This window comes from Micromonospora sp. NBRC 107095, from assembly GCF_030269705.1.
GTDB lineage: Bacteria > Actinomycetota > Actinomycetes > Mycobacteriales > Micromonosporaceae > Micromonospora > Micromonospora parva.
In genome coordinates this window covers 419,379-442,582 of the sequence record NZ_BSTU01000003.1, presented here as the reverse complement: position 1 = coordinate 442,582, position 23,204 = coordinate 419,379, and the positions used below count along the sequence as shown (strand labels likewise).

Here is a 23,204-nt window from a genome sequence, read left to right as displayed (position 1 = left end):
GTGGCTCACGCTGGGCATCCTGCCCCCTCGACCCGGTTGAGGGTCAAGCCGGGCGTTCCAGCACCCGGAAGGTGAGGCCGGCCCGGACCAGCCGGTCGAGCAGCGCGTCACCCATCGCGGCGACCGGGGTGAGCTGCCCGGTGGTCGGCGGCAGCTCGTCGAGCGCCAGGCACAGCGCCGACTCGGCGAGCATCTTCGCCGTCTCGTCGTAGCCGGGGTCACCGCCGGCGACCTCGGTGACCACCCGCTGCCCGCCGCCGGAGCCCACGAAGCGGACCCGGAACCACGACGACGCCCGCTGCTGGGCGGTGGGCCCCTGCCCGGACGCGAGCCGGCCGAGCAGCCAGCGCCGACTGGGCGGCAGCTTCACCAGCCCGACCAGCGCGCCGAGCCCGGCGGCACCGACAAGCACCGTGGGCAGCCGCTTCACCGCGGCGAAGTGACGGTAGCGGAAGTCCGGGCCGTACTCCGGGCGGGCCGCCGCCGAGCGGCGTACCACCTGCGGGTCGATGGTCGGCAGCGGCACCGTCCAGATGCCCAGCTCCGCCGAGCGGGCCAGCCGGCCGGGCACCGCCCGCACCCGACGTTCGGTGGGGCGCGGCTCGACCGCCCGACGCTCCCGGGCGGCCCGGCTGGCCTGCCCGGTACGGGAGAACGCGGTGAGCGCCGAATGGTAGGTGCCGGCGGAGAACCGGCCACCGGCGCGCACGTACCCGTCCACGGTGATCGGGACGTCGGCGGGCAGCTGCCTGACGGTGAACCAGACGCCCAGGTCGTGCGGGACGGAGTCGAAGCCGCAGGCGTGCACCAGCCGGGCGCCGGTGCGGGTCGCCTCGGCGTGGTGACGCACGTACATCAGGTCGACGAACTCCGGCTCGCCGGTGATGTCCAGGTAGTCGGTGCCGGCCCGGGCGCAGGCGGCGACCAGCGGCTCCCCGTGGTGGATGTACGGGCCGACAGTGCTGGCCACCACCCGGGAGCACTCGGCCACCGCCCGCAGCGAGTCGGCGTCGGTCACGTCGGCGGTGAGCAATGACAGGTCGGCCAGGCCCGGGTCGATGGCGGCCAGCCGGTCCCGGACGGCGGCGAGGCGCTGCGGGTTGCGCCCGGCCAGCGCCCAGCGCAGCCCGGCCGGCGCGTGTCGGGCCAGGTACTCGGCGGTCAGGCCGCCGGTGAACCCGGTCGCGCCGAACAACACCACGTCGTACGTTCGCTGCACGGCCATCCCCGCAGTCTGCCATTCGCCCTCGCCGATCGACACTCGTCACGGCGTGAACACGGCCCGTACGCAACCGTCGGCCCGGTCCCGGAACAGCGCGTACCCCTCGGGGCCCCGCGCCAACGGCAGTCGGTGGGTGGCCAGGTGCTCGGTCCGCAGCTCGTCGCGGGCCATCCGGTCCAGCAGCATCGGCACGTCCCGCAGGTCGGGCCGGCCCGCCCCGTGCAGCGTGAGCCGCCGCTCGGTCAGCGAACCCAGCGGGAACGCGTCGACGAAACCAGCCGTTCCGCCGAGCACCACCACCACGCCGCTCTTGCGGCAGGCGTGCACCGCCTCCCGCAGAGCATCCGGCCGGTCGACGTGCCGGCCGCCGAACCGGTCGGCCATGGACCGGGTCGGCGGCGCGCCGACCGCCACCACGCACACGTCCGGCCCGCGCCCACCGCTGCGGTCGCGCAGCTCGGCGGCGATGTCGTCGCGGCGGTAGTCGAGCGGCTCGGCGTCGCAGTGCCGCTCGGCCATCTGCAACCGCTCCTCGTGCCGGTCCACGATCAGCACCCGGGTGGCACCGCGCCGCACCGCCGCCCACGCGGTCAACTGGCCCACCGCCCCGGCGCCCCAGATCGCCACCACGTCGCCGGGGCCTACCGCACCCAGCTCGGCGGCGAGCCACCCGCTCGGCGCGGCGTCGGCACCGAACACCGCCCGGTCGTCGTCGACGCCGTCCGGCACCCGGAACGCGCTCACGTCGGCGTACGGCACCCGCACGTACTCGGCGTGACCGCCCGCGAAACCGCCGGCCAGCCTGGGCCTGCCGAAGCACCCGGCGTCCGAGCGGGTCCAGTCGGGGTCGGCGCCCGCCGGGTCGGCATGGGCGTTGTCGCAGCAGGAGTGCCGGCCCTGGCGGCAGTACCAGCAGCCGCCGCAGGCCACGCTCGCGCCGACCACCACCCGATCGCCGACCCCGTGTCGGCGAACCCCGGGGCCGACCTCGACCACCTCGCCCAGGAACTCCGCGCCGAGCACGTCGCCGGCGCGCAGCAACGGGTGCCGGCCGGACAGCAGCGGCAGATCACCCCCGCTGGTGGCGCTGCGCCGCACCCGCACGATGACGTCACGCTCGTTGCGCAGCTCCGGGTCGGGCACCTCGCGTACCCCCAGCTCACCGGCGGCCACCCAGCACAGCGCCCTCACCCGGGAACCTCGGGGCGGTCCAACGCGGAGCGGTCCGCGCGGAGCACCTCACCGGCCTCCACCCGCTGCTTGACCTGCCGCAGCGTCCGGCGGACCAGCAGACCCGGGTCGTCGCCGACCAGGTGCGCGGCCAGCCCTGTGGGCGGGGTGACGCCGGCCAGCGGCCGGGCGGCCAGCTCGGTGCCCCGATCGCCGGGCGCCGGCCGCACCCGCACCTCGATCGCCCCGTCCAGGCGGCGTAGCGGCTCCGGCCAGCGGCCGTCGGGAAGCACCTGCTCCGGCGGCCGGTCGACGGTCACCACCTCCCACCGGGGCGGCGCGTCAGCGTCGCCGTCCGCGCCCGGTCGGCCACCCCGACGGGGTACGCGCAGCAACCGTTCCGCCCCGGCCAGCGCCGCGCCGCCGAGGGCGGGTCCCGCCCGCGCCAGCCGTCCCATCGGCACCACCCGTCCTCCCGGTTCACGTCCCCCGATCGTCGGTCGCCGCCGGGTGAAGCGCGCTCGCCCGGAAGGGGTGAACCGGCCCGGGTCGGGTAACCGCTCGCCGACCGGGGGCGGAGCGCGTGGTGGGGGTGGGGCTGGGTGCCGGAACAGAATCGGGTACGGGTCGAACCGGCACCGGGGCCACCGCTGTTGGCGTCCCGGCTGACACCGGCCGTGCCGCCGGAGCCGGTGGTGGCCCGGCCCCGGCTGCTGCGCCGACTGGACGAGGGCAGCGCGGGACCGGTGACAGTGGTGGCCGCCCCCGCCGGCTGGGGCAAGACGACACTGCTCGCCTCCTGGGTGCGGCTGGGCGGCGCTCCGCCCGACGTCGAGCCCGGCGAGGTCGTGCCCGACTCCGGCGACCTGTCGGTGTCGCCGGCGGACACCCCGGTCTCGGCCTGGATGTCGGTCGAGGCCGGCGACGACTCCGACCGGCTCTGGGCGTACCTCGCCGCGGCGCTGCGCTCGGCGATCGGGTCGACCGACGACGGCCCGGTGCCCGACCGGCCACCGCGCCCCGACCAACTGGAGGCGTTGGCCGCCACGCTCGCCGCCGCCGACCGGCCGGTGCTGCTGATCCTGGACGACCTGCACCGGGTCGCCGACCCGGCGGCGTTGACCGGCCTGGAGTTCCTGCTGCGGCATGCCGGCCGGCGGCTCCGGCTGGTGATCGGCGCGCGCGCCGGACTGCACCTGCCACTGCACCGGCTGCGCCTCGCCGGTGAGCTGACCGAGATCGGCCCGGACGAGCTGGCGTTCACCGACGACGAGGTGGCCGATCTGCTCACCGCCCACGCTGCCGCGCTGCCGGCGAGCGCCGTGCGCCGGCTTCGGGAGCGCACCGGCGGCTGGCCGGCCGCGCTGCGCATCGCGGCCCTGGCGATCCGCGGACAACCCGACCCGGAGCGCTGGGTGGGGCAGTTCGGCGGGGACCAACCGGAGATCGCCGGCTACCTGCACGAGGAGGTGCTGGCGACGCTCGACCCGGCCGAGGTGGACCTGCTGCGGCGTACCGCCCTGGTCGACACCGTCTGCGCCGATCTGGCCGAGGCCCTGTCCGGCCGCGCCGACGCCGGGCAGGCGCTTGCCGACCTGGCCGGGACCGGTGGTCTGCTGCACCGGGAGGACACCCGGCCACCCTGGTACCGGTGTGAGCCGCTGCTCGCCGACCTGCTCCGCGCCGACCTGGCCCGGTTGCCCGCCGACGAGCTGCGCGAGCTGCACGTGCGGGCCGCCGACTGGTACGCGGGCGACGGCCGGCCCGCCGACGGCCTGCGGCACGCCCTGGCCGCCGGCCGCTGGGACCTGGCCGGTGACCTGTTCGTCGCGCACTGGCCGGAGCTGACCCGCTATGACAGTGGCCCGGTGCACGCGCCGGCACCCGCGCCGCCGCCAGCGGAGGTGATCCGTGCCGACCCGGAGGTGGCGTTGGCGTGCGCCGCCGAGCGGGCGTACGTCGGTGACCTGCCGGCGGCCGGCGGTCACCTGCGCGCCGCCGCCGGGCACGCCGCAGGCCTGCCGGTGCCGCGCCGGGACCGGTTCCTGCGGTTGGTCACCGCGCTGGAGCTGACAGTGGCCCGGCTCGCCGACGATCGCGGTGAGGTGCGGGCCGCCGCCGCTCGCCTGCTGCGCACCCGCCCGTCGGACGCCACACCGACCCGGGTGCCGGACAGCCCGCCGACCGGGGTGGTCAGCTCCGCCCCGACGGCCGGTGGCGGCGGCGCGGCGGACGACCTGGACCTGCGGGCGTTCACCGGCACCGCCCTGGGGCTGGTCGAGATGGCCGACGGCGCGCTGCCCACCGCCCGGTTCGTCCGGGCCCGGGCGGCAGCTCGGGAGGCTGAGCGACCGCGCACGGAACTGGTCGGCGCCAGCCGCGCCGCGCTGCTGCTCGCGGTGCGCGGCGAACTGCGGGCGGCCGAACAGGCGGCCCGGGACGCGCTGGGCATGCCGCCCTGTCGGGGCTGGTCCTGTCGGCTCGACTGCGGCTACGCGTACCTGGCTCTTGCGGTGGTGGCGCTGCTGCGCGACCAGCCCGACGAGGCCACCGCGAACCTCGCCCTCGCCCTCCCGGCGCTCGACGTGGCGGGCGGCTGGTCCGGCGACGCGGAGGTGGGCGACGAGTGGCTGGCCGTTGCGGCCAGGGAACCGGTGGCGGCGGCGGTGGCCGCGTTGTGCGGGGCTCAGCTGCGGCGCGACTCCGGCGACCCGGCGGCCGGCCAGCGGCTGCTCGTCCAGGCCCGGGAGGCGTTGGCCGACCGGCCCTCCGCCGCCAGGTTGACCGGTCTGCTGCGGGCCGCCGAAGCCGAACTGCGTGCCGCGCGGGGCGACCTTGACTCCGCCCGCGACCTGCTGACCGACGCCGCCGACGAGGGGACGGACCCGGTGCTCGCGGTGACGTTGGCGAAGGTGCAACTGCTGGCCGGCGACCCCGCCGCTGCCGCGCGCACCCTGCCGGACTGGCAGGCGCCGGCCGCCACCGCCTGGCCGTTGCCGGTACGGCTGGACGCGGGCCTGCTGGACGCGGTGCTGGCCGAGCGGGCCGGGGACGGGCGTCGGGCCGGCCGGATCCTGGAGCAGACGCTGGACCTGGCCGGTCCGCAGGGCTGCCGGAGGGTCTTCACCCGGGCCGAGCCGCCCGTGCGGGACCTGCTTGCCGCGCACCTGGACGCCGGCACGGCGCACTTCGCGCTCGTCAGTGACCTCGTCCGGGGTGCGGGGCAGAGCGCCGCCGGGCCGGCCACCGGGCCGCGGGGCGCACTCGACGAGCCGCTCACCGAGCGGGAGCTGACCATCCTGCGCTATCTGCAGAGCATCCTGTCCAACGTGGAGATCGCCAGCGAGTTGTCCCTCTCGGTCAACACGGTGAAGACCCACGTCCGCAACATCTACCGCAAGCTCGACGCGACCCGCCGGCGCGAGGCGGTCCGGCGGGCGCGCGAGTTGCGGCTGATCTGAGCGGGCACCGCTCAGGCGTTGGCGGCGGCGTCCACTGCCGTCAGCAGGTCGGGCAGGTCGTACCCACCGTCGTGCCGGACGCCGTTGACGAACAGGGTGGGGGTGCCGTTCACCCCGCTGCGGATGCCACCCACGAAGTCCCGGCGCACCCGGTCCGCGTGCGTCCGGTTTTCCACCTCGGCGTTCAACTCGTCCGGCGGCAGGCCGACCTGCTCGACACCGAGCGAGAGGTGCACCGGGTCGAGCTGGTCCTGATGCTCGTAGAGCCAGTCGTGCATCTCCCAGAACCGGCCGCGGACACCGGCGGCCTCGGCCGTCTCGGCGGCGCGTTCGGCGTACGGGTGCACGTTGGCGATCGGGAAATAGCGGTAGACCAGCCGTACGGTGTCGGCCCGCTGTCGCAGCACCTCGTGCAGGTTCGGGTACGCGGCACCGCAGAACGGGCACTGGAAGTCGCCGTACTCGACGAGGGTCACCGCCGCGTCGGCCGGCCCCCGGATGTGGTCCTCGGTGGTCACCGGGTCGCGAAGGCGGGCGGTGACCTGCAGTGGCGTGCTCATCCGGCCATCACCTTCCGATCGGCGGCGAGTTGGTCCAGCGCGTCGAAGATGCCGTCGGCGCCGGGGTTCACGTCGGGCGGCGACAGGTAGCTCCAGGCCACCGTCCCGGCCGGGTCGAGCACGACCAGCGCGCGGGCCGCCTCGCCCCGCTGCGGCAGGTACGCGCCGTAGCGGCAGGCCACCTCGCCCTTCGGCTCGAAGTCGGACAGCAGGGGGAACTCGATACCCTTGTCCTCCGCGAACGCCCGGTGCGACCAGATGCTGTCGACCGACACGCCGAGCACCACCGCCTGGTACTGGGCGAAGACGGGTGCCGCCGACTGGTAGAGCGACATCTGGTCCCCGCAGACCGGGCTCCAGTCGGCGGGGTAGAAGGCGAGCACGACAGGCCGGCCCCGGAACTGCTCAGGCCCGACGAGAGCCCCGTCCGGGGTGGCCGGCAGTGTGAAACCAGGCGCGGTACGTCCCGGTTGGATCAGCCCGTTCGGATCACTCATGCCACCAGCCTGCTCCCGGGGCGGGTGAGGCGGGCTCACCCACCCCGGGTGGTTCCGCGCCCGCACGGTGCTGGCGGGTCAGCGCAGCACCGGGGCGACCGCGATGTGGTTCTGCACCTCCCGGATGCCCGGCGCGGACCAGGCCACCTGCTCGACCTCGGCCCGTTCGGGCATCGAGTGCACCAACCCGGCGAGGATCGCCGTGTCGCCGTGCACCCGGACGCTGATCCGTTCGGCCTCGGTCGCGCCGGCCCGGGCCAGCGCGTCGACGATCCGCTCGGCCAGGTTGTGGCCGTCCGGCGCGCTGGCCGGTCGGACGGTGATGCCGTTGCTGACCCCGCGTACGCCGGTCAGTCGCGCGACCGCGCGTTCGGCGGCTCGGCGCTGGTACTCCCACTCGACGTCGCCGTGCAACGTCACCCAGCCGGCGGAGACGGTCACCTGGAGTTTCTCGATGGGCACGAACGCGTCCCACTCCAGCGCGTGGCTGGCTGCGGCGGCCAGGTCGCTGTCGGCGCGCTCGGTGCTGTCGGTGAGCTGCACGGCCACGTCGTTGGCGACCGCCCGGACCGAGGTGACCCGGTGCGCGGCCCGTTCGGCGGCCCACTTCTTGGCGTAGCTGTCCACGCGGCCGGTCAGGGTGACGACGCCCTCGGCGACGGTCACGCCGATCTCGTGCGGCTGCACCCGCGGTTCCCAGGTCAGCTCATCGAGGACGGCGGACTGGATGTCCTGATCGGTGCGGTTGATCTCCGCGATGGCCATCTGTCCTCCTCCGCTGTGGCGATGGCGGACCTGACGCTGGTCGCGGCCGGAGGTCCGCCGTGCCGCCAGCCTGCCGCCGCCCGGGGTGAGCCGCCCTCGCCCGGACCGGGTGAGGGCGTGGGCCGACCTGGGCGGCGCGGCGGGAGGGCGCGGATCAACATCGATGATGGGAGCGCTTCCAAAGCGAGCGGGTTTCGGTTACGGTAATCGCGTTCCTCGATCGCGGGAGCCGTCGCGTCGGGTGATGGAGCCAGGGCAGCTCCGTCCGTCCCCGTCGTCGTGCTCGTCCCCCGGGCCACGGCGTCAGGCAGGCGATCGACCTCGTCCCCCGGGGTCCCCGCCCGAGAGGAACCGCAGATGCGCAGACCCGGTCCGGCGCCCTCCACCCGTGCCGGCCTCCACGTCGGCCCGCGGCCTGCCATCGAGTGACAACGTGCGCGCACTCCGGCTGGTGGTCGCCCGGACCGGGGCCTGCCGGCACCTGCGCGCGCCATTGAGCAGGTGATCCGGACGGGACCCCGGATCACCCACCCAGACACCGGTCCGCCGGGCCGCCTGAGGGGTCCGGCACCCGGCGGACCGGCCCATCACCCCCACCTACCTGTGCTCACAGAAGTGCGCTGGAGAGCGTCGCGGTGCGACCACGGGCCCCACCCGACCTCGGTCGTGCGGGGCCCGTGGTGGCGCTGTCGTTCAGACGGCGGGGGAGTTGGGGCGGTCGACGTCGACGAACTCCACGTCGTCGACGGCACGGTCGTCGCGGCTGCCGGCGGCCCGCGCGGCGGAACCGACGGCCCAACCGACAGCCGCGCCGACGAGCGCGGCGCCGATCAGCAGCGTCCAGGGCAGTGCCGGCTGGCGGCCGGCGAGCGCGTCGAAGGCCAGCGAGGCGCGGCGTCGCGCCTCCTCGGCGGCGGATCCCACCAGGTCACCCGCCCCGTCGGCGAGGTCACTGCTGCTGCGACGGGCCGAGCGGGCGGTGTCCAGCACACTGTCTCCGGCGGAGCTGACCGCCGAGAGCAGGTGCTCCCAGGCCTGCTCAGCGATCCGCTCCGGCTTGCTGCGGCGGTCCAGCAGGTTGGTTCCGAACATCGTGGTTACCTCCTCGGGTGCCGAAGCCGCCGGCCACTTCGGACTTCGGCGTCTTTCCAGCGCGTCACGGTGTCGTCCACCCCGCAGTGCCCCGCGTCAGCCGGACGCAAACCCCGACCGCCGCGGAGCACCGCTACCTCGGCGCACCATCACCCCGGCGCGCCACCGACTCAGCGCACCGCTGACACGGTGACGCCACGGGCGAAGTCGTCGTCATCGTCGTCATCGTCGTCTCCGCCACCGAAACCGCAGGCCAGGACGAGGGCGAGCAAAACGCCGACGCCGGCCAACCCGGCAAGTCGCTTGATCATCGAAGATCCTCTCCGTCACGGCGGGTGTCCCGGCCGATGCTAGGGCGCGTGGGCAACCAGGGGCGTGGATCGCGCCGGCCGATCGGGTGCGACACGCCGACGGCGCACGGGGTGGGCGTACGTCGGGGACCGGTTGTCGGGCGTGCCGCGTCCGGACCGCTACCCTGGTTCGGCGGCGCGTCGGTCCCGACTGATCGCCGATGCTCGGATAACAAAAACTCTTGAGTAATCAAATACTGAAAAGTGCGGATATGGGCAGCTTTTTGGGCCCGGATCCGCGAATTGCTCATCCCGAGGGGTGGCGACCGAGGCCATCGGAGGAATACTCTCGGTCGCGGCCCGCGTACTGATGAGGCGCCCGGGGGACGGGCGGGTGGAGGTGCTCGCGTGAGCCTGTCGATCGTGAAGTCGGTTCTGTCCGGTGGTGTCGTGGAGATCGCCCCACGGGGCGAAATCGACGTCGACACCGCGTACGAGGTGCGCGAAGCGATCGCGGAGGTGCTGGCCAAGGGCCGGCCGCTGCGCATCGAACTCAACATGAGGCTGGTCACCTTCATCGACTCGGTCGGCATCAGCGCCATGGTGGCCGGCTTCCAGACGGCCGAGGTCAGCGACGTCAAGCTGGTCGTCACCGAGCCGAGCCGGTTCGTGCACCGGCAGCTCTGGGTGACGGGCCTGCTCGGCCTCTTCGGCGCCCCGGAGCCCTACTTCGCCGGCGCCGCCACCCCCGAGGTGCTGCCCGGCGCCTGAGCGCGCCGCCTCCGGTCAGGGCTGCTCGTCCAGGCCGGTCAGGTCGATGTCGGTCGCCTCGGTGACCGCTCGGACGGCCGTCACCGACGCGTACCCGGCGGCCAGCAACGCCACGTCCGTGCCGGGCTGCGCGGCCTGCCCCGGTTCCTCCAGCGAGGTACGGACGAAGCCGTGGCCGGATTCGGCCACCGTCATCTGCACCTGACCGAAGCTGGCCAGGCGGCCTCGTCGCACCCCGCGAAGCTGCCCGTGCGGCAGGTCCGGGGCGTTCACGTTGAGCACGCTCTCCGACGGCGCGGAGGTCAACCGGGGGAGCAGGTCCAGGGCGACCCGCGCGGCGGTGCTCCAGTGCCGCTCGGCGTCGCGTACGCGGGCGGCGGCGTCCACTGCGGCGCCACCGCTCGCGGCCGTCGCCTCGCCGGCCGAGAGCACGTCGAGGGAGACCGCCATCGCCCGGCACCCGTTCGTGGCGGCGGTGAACGCGGCGCCCACGGTCCCGGAGTGCAGCACCGCCCGGCCGGCGTTGGCACCCCGGTTGATTCCGGAGAGCACCACCGACGGCGGTGGACCGAACGCCCCGTGCAGGGCGATCAGCGTGATGAAGCCGGGGGACCCGGCGACCCCGTACGCCGGCACACCCGCCAGGTCCGGCAGCGGGTGGTCGTTCACGACCACCCGCCCGTCGCGCTCCATGGCGCTCATCGCGGCGCTGGTGCCGCTCGCCTCCTCCATCGGCGCGGCGACCACCACGTCCAGGCCCCGCTGTCTGGCCGCCCAGGCCAGCGCCTGGATGCCCGGCGCCGCGATCCCGTCGTCGTTGGTGATCAACACCCGCAGTGTCATCGCTCGGCCACCCGGTCGGCCAACTCGTCCGGGGTGGTCCGCTCCTGTTGCCGGCTGTCCGCCGGCACCAGTCTGACCCGATCCACCAGGCCGGTGATCGAGTCCAGTCGCCCGGTGCCCAGGCCGTGCCGGGTCACGTTCAGCGCCCCGGCGGCGGCGCCGGTGCGGATCGCGGTACGGATGTCCCCGCCCCGGGCCACCACGGCCGCCACTCCGGCGGTCATCGAATCGCCCGCACCACGCGGGTCGGCGGCCTCCAACCGGGGCATCTCGACCTGGAACAACTCCCCGTCGACGAGCGCCAACGCCGGCTGGTCGGCGCGGCTCACCACGACGGTCTCGGCGCCGCCCGCGTGCAACTCGTACATGGCCTGGGTCAGCTCCGCGGTGTCGTCGCTGCGGGCGCGGCCGTCGCGGATCAACTCCTCGTGACTCACCTTGAGGAAGAACACCCCGCTCTCCAGCACCGAACCGAGGTGATCGCCGGAGAGGTCGACCACCACCCGGCCGCCGTTCGCGCCGAGGTCGGCGGCGAAGCGTCGGTACAGGTCGGCCGGTACGAGCCAGGGCTCATTGGGTCCACTGAGGATGCTCACCGAGGCCCGCAGGCCCTCGCCGAGAGCGAGGTTGTACAGCTCGTCGATCTCATGCCGGCTCAGTGGCTGCCCGGGTACGTCGACGATCTCCTGCCGGGAGCCGTCCCGGCGATCGTGCACGTACCCGCCGCTGCCGGAGTCACGGACTACCACCTTGAGGTCCACGCCCTCGCTGACCAGCAGCGGCTCCAGCACCTGGCCGATCTCACCACCGAGGGCGGTGCAGAGCACCACGTCGACACCGAGGGAGATCACCATCCGGGCCTGCCAGACGCCCTGCCCGCCGGGGTGCAGGTGCAGCTCGGGGTGGTCGTTGGGTTGGTCCACGGTCACCGTCAGCTGTGGAGTGGGCGCGAAGACCATCACGTGCCCGCTCATCGGTTGTCGCCGTACAGGTTGCCGCGTTCCGGCATCTTCGGAAGATTTCGCACTAACTGATCTTATTGGGACAGGTGGGGCAGGTTGCCGCATCGGCTCGGCTCGGCGCGGCGTCGGATGCGATCGGGCGTTGCCAGCCGGACATCGGTACGGGACGATCGGGCGACCAACGGCGGCGGGAGACGGTGTGCTCAGCAGCGATACCTTCAGCTACACCGTCCAGGCCCGGAGTTCACCAGCCGAGGCCGCAGCGCTGCTCAGCGACCTGACCCGGCAGGGCGAGCTGCATCCGCTGATCGTCCGGGTCCGCCGGGTGCCGCCCCGGCCCGGAGCGCGGGCCAGCTACACGATCAACGACCGGTTGGTGGCCGGCCCGCTGCGCTTCCGGACCACATACCACGCGGACGTGCTGATCAGCGAGACCGACGAGATCGTCATGGTGGCCCGGCAGTGGCCAGCCACCACGGTGCGCAACCACACCCGGCTGCGCGCCGAGCCCGACGGTCTGGTCCGCATCGACGTGGAGATCACCCTGACGGCGCCGACGCCGCTGTTCCGGTACGCGTTCCGCCAGGCCCGAGCCGCCCACCTCGCCCTCGCCACCCGGCTGGGCGCGGCCCTCGACAGCACCGGCGACCCCCCACCACCCCCGTCCTGACCCACAGCCTCGCCCCGCTGGCACGACCGGGGTCCTCAGGGACGTGCGGTGGCGCGGCCACGGCCGGCGAGGGTGGCTGCGGCGGTGCGCCGGCGGCCCCACGGCTTGTAGGTGGAGAGCACCGTCGCGATGATCATCAAGCTGGTCGACACGGCCGGCGCGATGACCAGGTCGGCGCGGTCCCGGGCGGGCAGGGCGGCGCCGACCGCTCCGGCGTGGCGCAGGTTCGGGGTGAGCAGGAGCAGCACCAGCCCGACCATCACCGTGGTGAGCACGAGCTTGACCAGCACCCAGCGGTGCCGCAGGAGGCCCCACGGGGTGAGCAGTGAACTGGCCACTCCGATCAGCCAGACCAGGACGCTCAGCGGCGCGAACAGCACCGTGCCGATCAGGGCCGTGACCGGGTAGACCACCGCCGGGTCGGCGCCCCGCTGCACGGCGATGCCGAGGGTGAGCAGCACCAGGTCGGTGCCGAGCCAGCCGAGCGAGGTGACGAGGTGCAGGGTGAGCAGCGCCTTGCGGGCGGTGGGTCGGATCCGAGGCATACCGCGATGCTGCCCGCCGGCCCCGGCCGGGTCGTCCGCCGAGCGACGACACCAGGGGTACGCCCGGCGACGTAGCCGGCCCCGGACGCACGTGATGCCTGTGAGTCATCACCATGACTCACAGGCATCACGTGGCGTGGGTCAGTAGACCGACAGGTGTACGTGGTTGGTGTGGTCGCTGGACGGGTCGCCGCCCGCCCCGCTGTACGACTTCCACCCGCTGCTGGGCAGCCAGATCTGCCGGTACCAGATCACGTAGAGCACGGCGAGCCGGTCGGCGTTGCGGATGAAGTACGCGGCCAGGTTGTTGCCGTAGGTCTTGTCGCCGCCGGTGGCATCCCCGCCGAAGCCGCCCTTCTGTGCGGCGAAGTCGCAGGCCCGGCCCTTCGGGTGTTCACCGGAGCCGCTGGGGCGGTGGCACGAGACGTACCGGGTGAAGCCCGCGGCCTTGGCCTGGTTGAGCGCGTGCAGGGTGCGCGGGGTGATGCAGCCGCTGGCCGGCGTCGGGTCGTTGACGCTGCACGACTCGGCGGGCCAGGAGCCGTCGGAGTTGCGCGGTGCGGCCGTCGCGTTGGCGGTGGAGGTGCCCCGGTTGGAGCCGGTGTCGGTGGCGCTCTGCGTCTTGGGTGTGGTGGCCACGGTCAGGGCCCGTTCGGCCTGTTCCTTGCGCTTGGCCATCACGGCGACCTGCTTGCGCTGTTCGGTGATCTCGCCGTCCAGCGCGACGCGGGTGCGGGTGGCCTGGTCCTTGCTCTTCAGCAGGTCGCGGAGCACCCGGTCCTCGTTGGCGGCCACCGCGTCCAGGGCGGCTGCCCGGTCCATGAAGCCTTCCGGGGTGCTGCTGTTGAGCAGCGCCGACATCGCGCCGAGTCGTCCGGTCCGGTACGCCACCTCGGCGATCTCGCCGACCTTGCCGTTGCGCTGCTCGATCTCGACCTCGATGGTCTTCAGCTGGGTGGTGAGTTGCTTCTGCCGTTGTACCGAGGTGTCCAGGGCGCGCTTGGCGTCCAGGTAGCCCTTGCTGGCCGCGTCGAGTTGGGCGCGCAACGCCGGGGTGCCGCCCTCCTCGTCCGAGTCGGGTGCGGCGGCCCGCAGGCCGGTCGGGGGAGCGGCCGAGGCGGTGCCGGCCGGAAGCGCGACGCCGAGGGCGAACATCGCGACGATCAGGGCCGCCAGTCGGGCGGCGGGTGGTCGTGCTGGTGCCACTGCGCATGTCCTTCCGTCAGCCGCCGACCGGGTTAGCTGACGGGTTCGGGACGGAAGATCCCTACCGCTGACGCGGATGCACCCCAGGAACATGGTTCCCCGGTTCGCCCGGTTGGGCGATTAGGCGGCGACCGCCACCGGCGCCGGGAGGCGCCGCCTGGTGGAGGCCGGGACCGAGCCTACCGGTGCCGGTGGGGCCCTTGCAGCCAATGTGACGGACGGTGCGTACGTCACCACGGAAAATTACCCTAAAAGTGAAGCAACGCTCCGAAAAGACCTGTCACCACTCGATGGAGCCGCACACGCCGGAGGCGGCGCCCGGCTCGATCTGCAACGTCGCGTGTTCGATGCGGAAGTCGTCGTGCAGGGCCGTACGCGCCGCGGTGAGCACCGCGCCGACCTCCGCCCCGGGTGCCATGGTCAGGTGTGCGGAGGCCACCTCCATGCCCGAGGTGAGCGTCCAGACGTGCAGGTCGTGCACCTCGACGACGCCGGGCACCGCGGCCAGCCGGTCGTGCACGGCGGTCACCTGGAGGTGCTCCGGGGCGGCCTGCACCAGGATGCGGATGGCGGCGCGGGCCAGCCGCCAGGTGCGCGGCAGGATGAACACGCCGATGGCGACCGCGACCAGGGGGTCCGCCCACCACCAGTCGGTGACGGTGATGAGCAGCGCCGCCCCGATGACGCCGACCGAGCCGAGCAGGTCACCGAGCACCTCCAGGTAGGCGCCCTGGAGGTTGATGCTCTCCCGCGCTCCGGCGCGCAGCAGGGCGAAGGCGGCGGTGTTCGCGAGCAGACCGAGTACGGCCACCGCGAGCATCGGACCGGCGACGACCTGGTGCGGGTCGCCGAACCGGCGGATCGCCTCGATCACCACGTAGATCGCCACGCCGGAGAGCAGGACGGCGTTGGCCAGCGCGGCGAGCACCTCGAGCCGGTAGAGCCCGAAGGTGCGCTGCGGGTCGTTGGTGGCCCGCCGAGTCGCCGTGATCGCGGCGAGCGCCATCCCGATGCCGAGCACGTCGGTGAACATGTGCCCGGCGTCGGAGAGCAGGGCGAGTGAGCCGGTGTGCAGGGCGGTCACCGCCTCGACCACCATCAGGGTGGCGAGCAGCCCGAACGCCGCCCAGAGTCGACCCCGGTGCTGGTGTGCGGCATTGGCGACGGACCCATGGTGGTGGTCATGACCTGCGCCCACGAGATTCACCTTCCGCCGCCGGCCGGGACCCGGTCAAATGTATGCTCACATCGCTATGTGTGCAAGTGTACGGGCGATGCCTCGCGCTGGCGGCGGTCCGCGCAGGTCAGCCGGTCGGGTCGATGGTGGTGAGCCGCTGCGTGGCCCGGGAGAGCGCCACGTACAGGGTGCGTACGCCGGCGCCCGGGTCCGCCCGGATCTCGCTCGGGGCGACCAGCACCACCCCGTCGTACTCCATGCCCTTGGCCTCCAGGCTGGTCACCACCTGCAACCTGGGCGCGCCGAGTGCGCCGAGCCAACCGGCGACCTCGTCGCGGCGGGGGACCGGCGTGATCACCCCGACCGTACCCTCCACCTGGGCCAGCAGTCCGGTAGCGGCCTCCACGGTCGCGGTCTCCAACCCGGCGGCCGGCACCACCAGCTCGACCGGTTCGACCCCGGTGGAGCGGACTGCGGTCGGCAGCGGCAGGTCGGGGTAGAGCCGGCGGATCTCCGCCGCCGCCACCGCGAAGATCTCCGACGAGTTGCGGTAGTTGGTGGTGAGCGTGAACTCGTGCCGCTTGCGCCGGCCCAGCGCCTGGTCCCGGGCCCGGGTCAGCTCCTCCGGGTCGCCGGTCCACGCGGTCTGCGCAGGGTCGCCCACCACCGTCCAGGAGGCCAGCCGGCCACGTCGACCGATCATCCGCCACTGCATCGGCGAGACGTCCTGCGCCTCGTCCACCACCACGTGCGCGTAGTCCCGGTAGTCCTCCGGCCGCTCCCGGGCCGCCGCGCGAGCGGCCCGCTGCCGTTCACCGAGGGTGCTCAGCTCGCGGACACCACCGGCGAGCTGGAACGGATCGCGTCGCGCCTTGGCCGGCTGCGCGGGCTTACCGAGCAGCGCGTCCAACTCGTCCAGCAACGCCACGTCGGCGATGGTCAGCCCGGCCGAGTCCAGGTTCCGGTACGCGGCGGTGAGCAGTCGGATCTCCGCCGAGGAGAGGATCCCCCCGGCGTACCGGCGCAGCCGGTCCGGCTGCGCCAGCCAGCCGAGCACGTGCCGGGGGTGCAGCCGGGGCCACCACGCCTTGAGGAACTCGCGGAACTCCGGCCGCTCGGCGATCTCCGCCTCGAAGGCCGGCTGCTCCGGCAGCCGACCGCTGCTCAGCTCACGGGCCTGCGCCCACAACGCGGCGAACACCCCGTCGAAACCGGCCCGGCGCACCTCGTTGCGCCGTGCGCCACGGTGCAGCGCGCGGTCGCGGATGCGGTCCAGGGTGGCCCGGTCCAGCCGCAGCAGCGTGCCGCGGTAGAGCAGCCGCAACTCACCCGGGCCGCCCGGCACCGCGTCGCGGGCCGCGCGCTCCAGCACCCGGCGCATCCGCAGCGAGCCCTTCACCGCCGCCACCTCGGGCGGATCGGTGCGGGTGGCGGTCATCCCCGGAAAGAGGGTGCCCAAGGAGTGCAGGGTCGCGGTGTCCTCACCGAGCGAGGGCAGCACGGAGCCGATGTACTCGACGAAGACCGACGACGGGCCGACCACCAGGATGCCGCCGCCCGCGTAGCGACTGCGGTCGGAGTACAGCAGGAACGCGGCCCGGTGCAGGGCGACAGCGGTCTTGCCGGTGCCGGGGCCGCCCGCGACGATCGTCACCCCGGAGCCGGGCGAGCGGATCGCCTCGTCCTGCTCCCGCTGGATGGTCGCCACGATGTCGCGCATGCCCCGACCGGTGGCCTTGGACAGGGTGGCCAGCAACGCGCCGTCACCGACCACCGTCATCCCCTCCGGGGCGGCGGTCGGGTCCAGCAGGTCGTCCTCGATCCGGGTGACCCGCTCGGCGCGGGACTGGATCGTGCGGCGTCGCACCACGTCCAACGGCTGCGCCGGGGTGGCCTGGTAGAAGGCGGCAGCGGCCGGCGCGCGCCAGTCGACGACAAGGGTGACGGCGTCCTCGTCGCGGATCCCGAGCCGCCCGACGTGCAGCACCTGACGGTCGCGCAGGTCCAACCGGCCGAAGACCAGCCCCTCGTGCTCGGCGTCCAGGGTGTGCCGTCGTTGCGCCGCGTGGAAGACCATCGCGTCGCGCTCGACGAGGGCGCCGAACGTGCCCACCCGCGCCATCCGGTAACCGTCGCGCTCGGCGCGGACCGCCGACTGCCGCAGCTCGGCCAGCCGGGCGTACACCCGGTCGAGGTGTCGTTGCTCGACGGCAATCTCCTGCTCAAGGCCGTTCTGGTCGGTCAACGCACGCTCCTTCGAGGGTCGCCGGCAGGCGGCGGGAACCGCGCGGGCCAACCGCAGAAGGGTACGGCCCCCGGCTCGACCCGCCGCGCCCGAGGTGCGCGAACGTGCTCAGGCACCCGTCTGAGCCGGGCTCGCGTCACCGCAGGCCGGCGGCGATTCGGCGAGCACCCGCCGCAGCACCCCGGTGAGCGCGGCGTTGACCTCGTCCGGGCGTTCCATCATCAGCATGTGCCCGGCGCCCGGGCAGACGGTCAGCTCGGTGGCCGGCAGGGCCGCCGCGATCGACTCGGCGCACGGCGGTGGGGTCAGCCGGTCCCGGTCGCCCACCAGGGCGGCGGCCGGCAGGTGGGCCAGCGCGGCGAGGGTGTCCAGTCGGTGCTGGGTGCCGATGGAGGCGCGGAACCCACCGATCGACCGCAGCGAGGCACGGGCCACCGCCGATGTCACCAGGCGGATGTCGGCCGGCTCGCACCGGTCGCCGAAGAGCATCCACCGGATGCTCGGTTGCAGCGCGTTCAGCAGTGCCCGGGGCGCCCGCCACGAACCACACCGGGCCAGGACGCCGGCGCCGGTCGTCTCGGCCAGCCGGATCAACCGGGCGATCCGCGGCGAGAGCCCGTAGACGGTGTGCGTGTGCCCCTCGGCGGTGGTCGAGACGAAGAGCAGGCCGGCGGCGCGGGCGGCGAAGTGCGCGGGGTGGCGGTGGGCGTACTCCATGATCGTCATGCCGCCCATCGAGTGCCCGACCAGCACCACCGGGCCGGTCGGCGCCACGGTGTCGATCACCGCGGCCAGGTCGTCACCCAACTGCGCCAGGGTGGCGGTGGGCAACGCCATGCAGCTCGACCGGCCGTGCCCTCGCGCGTCGTAGGCGACCACCCGCACCGCGTCCCCGAACGGCGTCGCGGTGAGCGCGTCGACCTGCCGGTGCCAGGCGCGTCCGTCCAGCGTCCAGCCGTGCAGCAGGATGGCGGTGACCTGGGCGTCCGTCGGACCCGTCGCCTCGACGTTGAGCCGTACGCCGTCCGGCAGAGCGACCTCGAACCGCTCCGGCATCGCCACCTCCCCAGGGCCGCCCAGTACCACGAACACCGGGATACCCGGCGGTAACACCGGCTACCCGCCATGACACCACGCCAATCGCGCCGTGGCGAACATTCCCGACCGCACCCGCGGCGGACGGCGGCGGGCCAAGCTGAACGGCATGGGGTGGTCGGGAGCGCCCATGGGCGCGACGTCGGGGCCGGGGCGGCAGGCCGGCGGTACGCCCCGCGCCGCGCTGGCCGACCTGCTCGCCGGCAACCGGCGGTTCGTCAGCGGTCAGCCGCTGCACGGTCACGACGTCACGGCCGCCGCCGCTGCCTCCGGCGACCAGCAGCCGTACGCCGTGGTGCTGGGCTGCATCGACTCCCGGGTGCCGCTGGAGGCGATCTTCGACCAGACCTTCGGTGCGATCTGTGTGATCCGTACCGGCGGGCACGTGCTCGATCGCGCGGTCTGCGGTTCGATCGAGTACGTGGTCGGCCAGCTCGGCGTACCGCTGGTGATGGTCCTCGGCCACGAGCGGTGCGGCGCGGTGGAGGCCACCGTGCGGGCGCTGCGCGCCGGGCAGCGCCCCGGGGGGTCGTTGGCGCACCTGGTGGACGAGATCGCCCCGGCGGTGACCGAGGTGGGGCTCGACGACCCGGCGGTGCAACCGCTGGCGATCCGCCGGCACGTCCGGCGCACGGTGCGCATCCTGCGCGTCGACGACCTGCTGGCCGGGCCGGTGGCCGCCGGCCGGGTGGCCGTGGTCGGTGGCCTCTACGACCTGGCCACCGGCGAGGTCGCCCTGATCGATCCAGCCTGACCCGCCCCCTTGGCTGCCCCGCCCCCTGCTCGGGCGGGCTGGCCCGACCCGACCCCGGACGTGCGAAACCGCCCGCCGGACTGTCCCGGCGGGCGGTTTCGGCTGGTGCGGTGGGGGAGGGCTCAGCCCTCGAAGACGCCGGCCGCGACCAGGCGCTTCTCGGTGGCCTCCCAGCCGTCACCCGGGTGGGTGGCAGCCAGGTTGTTGATCTCCGCCCGGATCTTGGCGGCGTGGCCGGCGGCGGCCAGCACGCGGATCTCCTCGACGAACGCGTCGGAGTCCGTGCGCAGGTGCGCGGTCTTGCCGTTGGTCAGGTTCCGCACGTAGGCGTGCTTGCCGCCGTTGAGCGGGATGAGGTACTTGAACTCGCCCAGCACGCTGAGGGCGCCACCCTGGCCAGCCTGGCCGGCCCGGACGGACGCGCGCGCGGTCTTAGAGGTGTTGCTCGCCACGGAGGTACTCCTTGCAAGACGTACGGGAGGACTGGACGTCCGGGGGCTGTGTGCGGGCCGTACGTGAACTCGACCCGCGAAGATGTAACGCGGCATAAGCCGCCGGTGGAACTGTACAGGACCACGACATCATGCTGGTCGTCGCGGTGTCCTGAGAGGCAACGGCGACCACCCGTCCGGCTATTCCGACCGGCGATTTTTCCGATTCCCTGGCGCACCACGCGTCACACAAGTCATCATGTGTTGCAGCAGCCACCTGGGTGGACGAGGTCGTAGGGGAAGACGCACCTCGCTCTCCGGGAGGTCACCGTGCCAACGCGTGGCGTCGTATACGTCCACTCGACCCCGCTCGCCGTGTGCTCGCACGTCGAGTGGGCGATCGCGCGCGTCCTAGCCGCGCCGGTCAACCTGCAGTGGACGGCTCAGCCCGTCGACCCCGGCGCACGCCGGGCCGAGTGCGGGTGGACCGGTCGTCCGGGGACGGGCGCCGAGCTGGCCGCTGCCCTACGGCAGTGGCCCATGATCCGTTTCGAGGTCACCGAGGAACCGAGTCCCGGCGCCGATGGCGAACGCTTCATGTACGTGCCGGCCCGTGGCCTCTTCCGGGCGACGGTCGGCGTGGCCGGCGACATCCAACTCGGCGAGGACCGGCTTCGGACGCTGATGGCGGCCTCGCGGGCCCCGGAGGCGCTGGCGCACGCCCTCGACAAGGCGCTCGGCACGGCGTGGGACGCTGACCTGGAGCCCTACCGGTACGCCGGTGACGGCGCCCCGGTGACCTTGCTCACCCGGGTGGGCTGACCCGACGGTCCGCGAGTCGGCGACGTGCACGCCCGTCCGCCCGGGCATGCACGGGCGGTAAGGTCAAGTTGCCCCGATAAGGGAGAAGCTGGTGGGATAGGCGGCGTGTCGAATCGCCCGTGGCGCGCCCCTGTCGCTGTCGCCGCTCTGACCGCCCTGCTCGTCGCCGGCTGCTCGGGCGGCTCGCCCCGCCCCGCCCCGACACCCAGCCCCACCGCCCCGTCCGGTGGTCCGAGCGCCCCGGCCGCGCCGCCGGCCGCCGATCCCGCCGGCCGCGCGGCCGCGCTGGTGGCGACGCTGTCCGACGAAGACCTGGTCGGCCAGGTGTTGATGCCGTACGCCTACGGCGACTCGGCGACGAAGGTCTCCGCCGGCTCGGCGGCCGGTAACCAGGCCCTCGCCGGGGTCGACACCCCCGCCGACATGATCGCCAAGTACCGGCTGGGTGGCCTGATCCTGGTCGGCTTCAGCGCCGACGACCCCACCAAGGGCAACCAGGAAACCACCAACGTCGACAACCCGCAGCAGGTGCACGAGCTCACCACCGGGCTGCGTGCCGCCGCCGGTCGGCTCGCCACCGGGCCCGCACCGCTGCTGATCGGCACCGACCAGGAGTACGGCGTCGTCACCCGGGTGACCGACGGGGTCACCGTGCTGCCCAGCGCCCTCGCGGCCGGCGCGGCCGGTGACCCGAAACTCACCGAGGCCGCCTGGCGGGCGGCCGGCACCGAGCTGGCCGCGATGGGCATCAACGTCGACTTCGCCCCGGTGGCCGATGTGCTGGCCACCCGCAGCACCGTGATCGGCTCCCGGTCCTATGGCGCCGACCCGAAGCAGGCCGCCGCGCAGGTGGGCGGCGCGGTCCGGGGCCTCCAGGCGGGCGGGGTCGCGGCCACCCTGAAGCACTTCCCCGGACACGGCCACAGCGCCGACGACTCGCACCAGGACCTGCCGGTGCTCACCCAGTCCGCCGCGGCGTTGCAGAGCGGCGCGTGGCCGCCGTTCACCGCCGGGATGGACGCGGGCGCGATGGCCGTGATGTCCGGTCACCTGGACGCGCGCGCGATCGACCCGGGGACCCCGGCTACGTTCTCGCACAAGCTGCTCACCGACGTGCTGCGCGGCCAACTCGGCTTCAAGGGCGTGGTGATCACCGACGGGATGAACATGCCGCCCGCCAAGCGCTGGGCTCCCGGCGAGGCGGCGGTCCGGGCGCTCAACGCCGGCAACGACCTCATCCTGATGACCCCGAACGTCGCTCAGGCGTACGACGGGTTGCTCGCCGCGCTGCGCGGCGGATCACTGCCCCGGACCCGACTGGTCGAGGCGGTCACCCGGGTGCTGACCATGAAGTTCCAGCTCGCGGAGCTGCCGGCGGCGCAGATGTCCACGCTCAACACCCCGGCGCACCGGGCGGCGGCCGAGGCGCTGGCCGCCGCCGCCGTCACCGTGCTGCGGGGCACCTGCGGCGCGGAAGTACGCGGGCCGGTCACCGTCACCTCGTCCGGCGGTCGGGACGGCACCCGGGCCACGCTCACCGCGGCGCTGACCGCCGCCGGGGTGTCGGTCAAGCCCAGCGGCGGCACTGTCGTGCACCTGGTGGGCTACGGCGACGGCGCCGAGGACCTGCGCGCCGACGCGGCGGTCACGGTCGCCATGGACACCCCGTACGTGCTGGCCGGCGCCGCGTCACCGACGCTGCTGGCCACGTACTCCTCCAGCCGGGCGTCGATGACCGCGCTGGCCGCCGTGCTCGCCGGCAAGGCCCGGCCGGGCGGCCGGTCGCCGGTGGCCGTCCCCGGACTGCCCGCGAGCACCTGTCGCACCTGACCGGTCGACGCGCGGTGGATCACCGCCCGCGCCGGGGCGACCTCACTTGCCGGGCGCGAGCCCGCGCACCGCGAGCCGGTATGCCGGCAGCACGTCGGTCCGCTCGGTGATCAGCCCCTCGTTGACCGCGAAGACAAGCGTCTGCCCGGCCGACTGGATGGCCAGCGCCCAGTTGCGCGACTTCTCTTCGGCCAGCGGGTTAGTGGCGATCCAGGTCATCTCGGTGGCGTCGAAGCCGCCGGCGCGCAGGTCGCGGAACTGTGCCCCGGCGACCGTCTCGCCGGCCCCGGCCGCGAAACCCTCCAGCGCGGCGCGCGGTGTGCCGGTTGGCGAGTCCGCAGCCCAGATCCGCAGGAATCCGCCACCGGCCGGGCGGCCGTCCACCTCGCAGCGCACCGTGGTGCCGCCGCGCTTGGTGAGCGCCTCGCCGACCAGTTCGGCCAGCTCACCCTTGGGTGGCTCGACGGCCTTGGCCGTCCACCCGTCGGCCAGTGGAAACGACACCGGGACCGGGCAGGGTGAACCCGTGCCGCCGGTCGTGCCGCCGGGCGACGCCGGGGCCACCTCGTCGTACCAGGGCTCACCCGTGGCCTGCGGCGCGGGCCCGCCGGCCGTGGCACCGGTGGGAGCGTCGTCGCCGCAGCCGGCCAGCAGGCCGAGGGCGAGCACCGCCGACACGGCAACGCGGGTACGAGCGTCCATGGTGGTGATCCCCGTCAGTCGATCTTCAGTCGGCCCATCTAAGCCGGGCGCTGTCCCGGCGTCAATCGGCATCGTGTCCGCGCCACCGAAATCG

22 protein-coding genes, 1 pseudogene and 1 riboswitch are annotated in these 23,204 nt (G+C 73.9%); of the genes and pseudogenes, 6 read left to right on the top strand and 17 right to left on the bottom strand.

The features are described 5' to 3' along the window. Positions 1–43: 43 nt before the first annotated feature. The 3 genes from QSK15_RS18840 to QSK15_RS18830 are packed head-to-tail and all read right to left on the bottom strand — an operon-like array spanning position 44 to position 2,850. A complete protein-coding gene (locus QSK15_RS18840) occupies positions 44–1,225 on the bottom strand; it encodes a saccharopine dehydrogenase family protein (protein WP_285795461.1) in 1,182 nt (393 codons plus the stop codon). 39 nt (positions 1,226–1,264) lie between these two features. Then, positions 1,265–2,413 (bottom strand): alcohol dehydrogenase catalytic domain-containing protein, encoded by a 1,149-nt coding sequence (locus QSK15_RS18835; RefSeq protein WP_285795460.1) that lies wholly within the window; start codon positions 2,411–2,413, stop codon positions 1,265–1,267. Beyond that, complete coding sequence (locus QSK15_RS18830) at positions 2,410–2,850, bottom strand: hypothetical protein (RefSeq protein ID WP_285795459.1); 441 nt, start codon at positions 2,848–2,850, stop codon at positions 2,410–2,412. Before QSK15_RS18830 ends, QSK15_RS18835 begins: the two co-directional genes overlap by 4 nt. A 76-nt stretch (positions 2,851–2,926) precedes the next feature. Here QSK15_RS18830 and QSK15_RS18825 point away from each other — a divergent pair. Next, positions 2,927–5,853: pseudogene (locus tag QSK15_RS18825) on the top strand (winged helix-turn-helix domain-containing protein). A gap of 11 nt (positions 5,854–5,864) precedes the next feature. On the opposite strand, the gene QSK15_RS18820 reads toward QSK15_RS18825, so the two are convergent. From QSK15_RS18820 to QSK15_RS18800, 5 genes are all read right to left on the bottom strand, one after another. Then, a complete protein-coding gene (locus tag QSK15_RS18820; protein ID WP_285795457.1) occupies positions 5,865–6,413 on the bottom strand; it encodes a DsbA family protein in 549 nt (182 codons plus the stop codon). Further along, complete coding sequence (locus QSK15_RS18815; RefSeq protein WP_285795456.1) at positions 6,410–6,910, bottom strand: redoxin domain-containing protein; 501 nt, start codon at positions 6,908–6,910, stop codon at positions 6,410–6,412. Before QSK15_RS18815 ends, QSK15_RS18820 begins: the two co-directional genes overlap by 4 nt. Before the next feature lie 78 nt (positions 6,911–6,988). After that, complete coding sequence (locus QSK15_RS18810; RefSeq protein WP_279519087.1) at positions 6,989–7,675, bottom strand: BON domain-containing protein; 687 nt, start codon at positions 7,673–7,675, stop codon at positions 6,989–6,991. A gap of 693 nt (positions 7,676–8,368) precedes the next feature. Next, positions 8,369–8,767, bottom strand: a complete 399-nt coding sequence (locus QSK15_RS18805; protein WP_285795455.1) for a hypothetical protein — start codon at positions 8,765–8,767, stop codon at positions 8,369–8,371. Between the two features lie 170 nt (positions 8,768–8,937). Continuing rightward, the gene (locus tag QSK15_RS18800; RefSeq protein WP_156057395.1) at positions 8,938–9,078 is read right to left on the bottom strand and encodes a hypothetical protein; all 141 of its coding nucleotides are present in this window, start codon (positions 9,076–9,078) and stop codon (positions 8,938–8,940) included. 387 nt (positions 9,079–9,465) lie between these two features. Here QSK15_RS18800 and QSK15_RS18795 point away from each other — a divergent pair, with 387 nt between their 5' ends. Then, positions 9,466–9,828 (top strand): STAS domain-containing protein, encoded by a 363-nt coding sequence (locus QSK15_RS18795; protein WP_030330302.1) that lies wholly within the window; start codon positions 9,466–9,468, stop codon positions 9,826–9,828. Positions 9,829–9,843: 15 nt separating this feature from the next. Here QSK15_RS18795 and surE read toward each other — a convergent pair whose 3' ends face one another. Beyond that, on the bottom strand, positions 9,844–10,671 hold the full coding sequence (surE, locus tag QSK15_RS18790) for a 5'/3'-nucleotidase SurE (protein ID WP_285795454.1): 828 nt from the start codon (positions 10,669–10,671) through the stop codon (positions 9,844–9,846). Next, positions 10,668–11,645, bottom strand: coding sequence for a 1-phosphofructokinase family hexose kinase (locus QSK15_RS18785; RefSeq protein WP_285795453.1), 978 nt, complete (start codon positions 11,643–11,645; stop codon positions 10,668–10,670). Before QSK15_RS18785 ends, surE begins: the two co-directional genes overlap by 4 nt. 187 nt (positions 11,646–11,832) lie before the next feature. Here QSK15_RS18785 and QSK15_RS18780 point away from each other — a divergent pair, with 187 nt between their 5' ends. Then, entirely contained in the window at positions 11,833–12,303 is a 471-nt protein-coding gene (locus QSK15_RS18780; RefSeq protein ID WP_285795452.1) for an SRPBCC family protein, read from the top strand. 35 nt (positions 12,304–12,338) lie between these two features. Here QSK15_RS18780 and QSK15_RS18775 read toward each other — a convergent pair whose 3' ends face one another. The 5 genes from QSK15_RS18775 to QSK15_RS18755 all read right to left on the bottom strand — a co-directional run bounded on the left by QSK15_RS18775 (position 12,339) and on the right by QSK15_RS18755 (position 18,532). Beyond that, positions 12,339–12,848 (bottom strand): hypothetical protein, encoded by a 510-nt coding sequence (locus tag QSK15_RS18775; protein ID WP_285795451.1) that lies wholly within the window; start codon positions 12,846–12,848, stop codon positions 12,339–12,341. A gap of 141 nt (positions 12,849–12,989) precedes the next feature. Continuing rightward, entirely contained in the window at positions 12,990–14,054 is a 1,065-nt protein-coding gene (locus QSK15_RS18770; RefSeq protein ID WP_377618107.1) for a coiled-coil domain-containing protein, read from the bottom strand. A gap of 5 nt (positions 14,055–14,059) precedes the next feature. Further along, positions 14,060–14,191, bottom strand: a riboswitch (cyclic di-AMP (ydaO/yuaA leader). A 143-nt stretch (positions 14,192–14,334) separates the two neighbouring features. Beyond that, positions 14,335–15,252, bottom strand: coding sequence for a cation diffusion facilitator family transporter (locus tag QSK15_RS18765; protein WP_285795450.1), 918 nt, complete (start codon positions 15,250–15,252; stop codon positions 14,335–14,337). Positions 15,253–15,358: 106 nt separating this feature from the next. Continuing rightward, entirely contained in the window at positions 15,359–17,476 is a 2,118-nt protein-coding gene (locus QSK15_RS18760; protein ID WP_285795449.1) for a HelD family protein, read from the bottom strand. 108 nt (positions 17,477–17,584) lie between these two features. Further along, on the bottom strand, positions 17,585–18,532 hold the full coding sequence (locus QSK15_RS18755; protein ID WP_285795448.1) for an alpha/beta fold hydrolase: 948 nt from the start codon (positions 18,530–18,532) through the stop codon (positions 17,585–17,587). 169 nt (positions 18,533–18,701) lie between these two features. On the opposite strand from QSK15_RS18755, the gene QSK15_RS18750 reads away from it, so the two are divergent. Continuing rightward, positions 18,702–19,325, top strand: a complete 624-nt coding sequence (locus QSK15_RS18750) for a carbonic anhydrase (RefSeq protein WP_285795447.1) — start codon at positions 18,702–18,704, stop codon at positions 19,323–19,325. 122 nt (positions 19,326–19,447) lie between these two features. Here QSK15_RS18750 and QSK15_RS18745 read toward each other — a convergent pair whose 3' ends face one another. Beyond that, positions 19,448–19,777, bottom strand: coding sequence for a hypothetical protein (locus tag QSK15_RS18745; RefSeq protein WP_030330285.1), 330 nt, complete (start codon positions 19,775–19,777; stop codon positions 19,448–19,450). A 309-nt stretch (positions 19,778–20,086) separates the two neighbouring features. Between QSK15_RS18745 and QSK15_RS18740 the strand changes: the two genes are divergently transcribed. Both QSK15_RS18740 and QSK15_RS18735 read left to right on the top strand, forming a co-directional pair. After that, positions 20,087–20,578, top strand: coding sequence for a DUF3145 domain-containing protein (locus QSK15_RS18740; protein WP_030330284.1), 492 nt, complete (start codon positions 20,087–20,089; stop codon positions 20,576–20,578). A gap of 96 nt (positions 20,579–20,674) precedes the next feature. Next, a complete protein-coding gene (locus QSK15_RS18735; RefSeq protein ID WP_377631403.1) occupies positions 20,675–22,408 on the top strand; it encodes a glycoside hydrolase family 3 protein in 1,734 nt (577 codons plus the stop codon). A 42-nt stretch (positions 22,409–22,450) separates the two neighbouring features. Here QSK15_RS18735 and QSK15_RS18730 read toward each other — a convergent pair whose 3' ends face one another. Beyond that, positions 22,451–23,110 carry a lipoprotein gene (locus tag QSK15_RS18730; RefSeq protein ID WP_285795445.1) on the bottom strand — a complete coding sequence of 220 codons (660 nt, stop codon included), beginning with the start codon at positions 23,108–23,110 and terminating at the stop codon, positions 22,451–22,453. Positions 23,111–23,204 lie beyond the last annotated feature (94 nt).

What these genes read in the sequence shown, in the direction of transcription:
- QSK15_RS18830 (WP_285795459.1), bottom strand. Translation starts at nt 2,850, where the DNA reads ATGGGACGGCTGGCGCGGGCGGGACCCGCCCTCGGCGGCGCGGCGCTG.
- QSK15_RS18775 (WP_285795451.1), bottom strand. Translation starts at nt 12,848, where the DNA reads ATGCCTCGGATCCGACCCACCGCCCGCAAGGCGCTGCTCACCCTGCAC.
- QSK15_RS18815 (WP_285795456.1), bottom strand. Translation starts at nt 6,910, where the DNA reads ATGAGTGATCCGAACGGGCTGATCCAACCGGGACGTACCGCGCCTGGT.
- QSK15_RS18840 (WP_285795461.1), bottom strand. Translation starts at nt 1,225, where the DNA reads ATGGCCGTGCAGCGAACGTACGACGTGGTGTTGTTCGGCGCGACCGGG.
- QSK15_RS18785 (WP_285795453.1), bottom strand. Translation starts at nt 11,645, where the DNA reads ATGAGCGGGCACGTGATGGTCTTCGCGCCCACTCCACAGCTGACGGTG.
- QSK15_RS18820 (WP_285795457.1), bottom strand. Translation starts at nt 6,413, where the DNA reads ATGAGCACGCCACTGCAGGTCACCGCCCGCCTTCGCGACCCGGTGACC.
- QSK15_RS18800 (WP_156057395.1), bottom strand. Translation starts at nt 9,078, where the DNA reads ATGATCAAGCGACTTGCCGGGTTGGCCGGCGTCGGCGTTTTGCTCGCC.
- QSK15_RS18755 (WP_285795448.1), bottom strand. Translation starts at nt 18,532, where the DNA reads ATGCCGGAGCGGTTCGAGGTCGCTCTGCCGGACGGCGTACGGCTCAAC.
- QSK15_RS18730 (WP_285795445.1), bottom strand. Translation starts at nt 23,110, where the DNA reads ATGGACGCTCGTACCCGCGTTGCCGTGTCGGCGGTGCTCGCCCTCGGC.
- QSK15_RS18810 (WP_279519087.1), bottom strand. Translation starts at nt 7,675, where the DNA reads ATGGCCATCGCGGAGATCAACCGCACCGATCAGGACATCCAGTCCGCC.
- QSK15_RS18805 (WP_285795455.1), bottom strand. Translation starts at nt 8,767, where the DNA reads ATGTTCGGAACCAACCTGCTGGACCGCCGCAGCAAGCCGGAGCGGATC.
- QSK15_RS18750 (WP_285795447.1), top strand. Translation starts at nt 18,702, where the DNA reads ATGGGCGCGACGTCGGGGCCGGGGCGGCAGGCCGGCGGTACGCCCCGC.
- surE (WP_285795454.1), bottom strand. Translation starts at nt 10,671, where the DNA reads ATGACACTGCGGGTGTTGATCACCAACGACGACGGGATCGCGGCGCCG.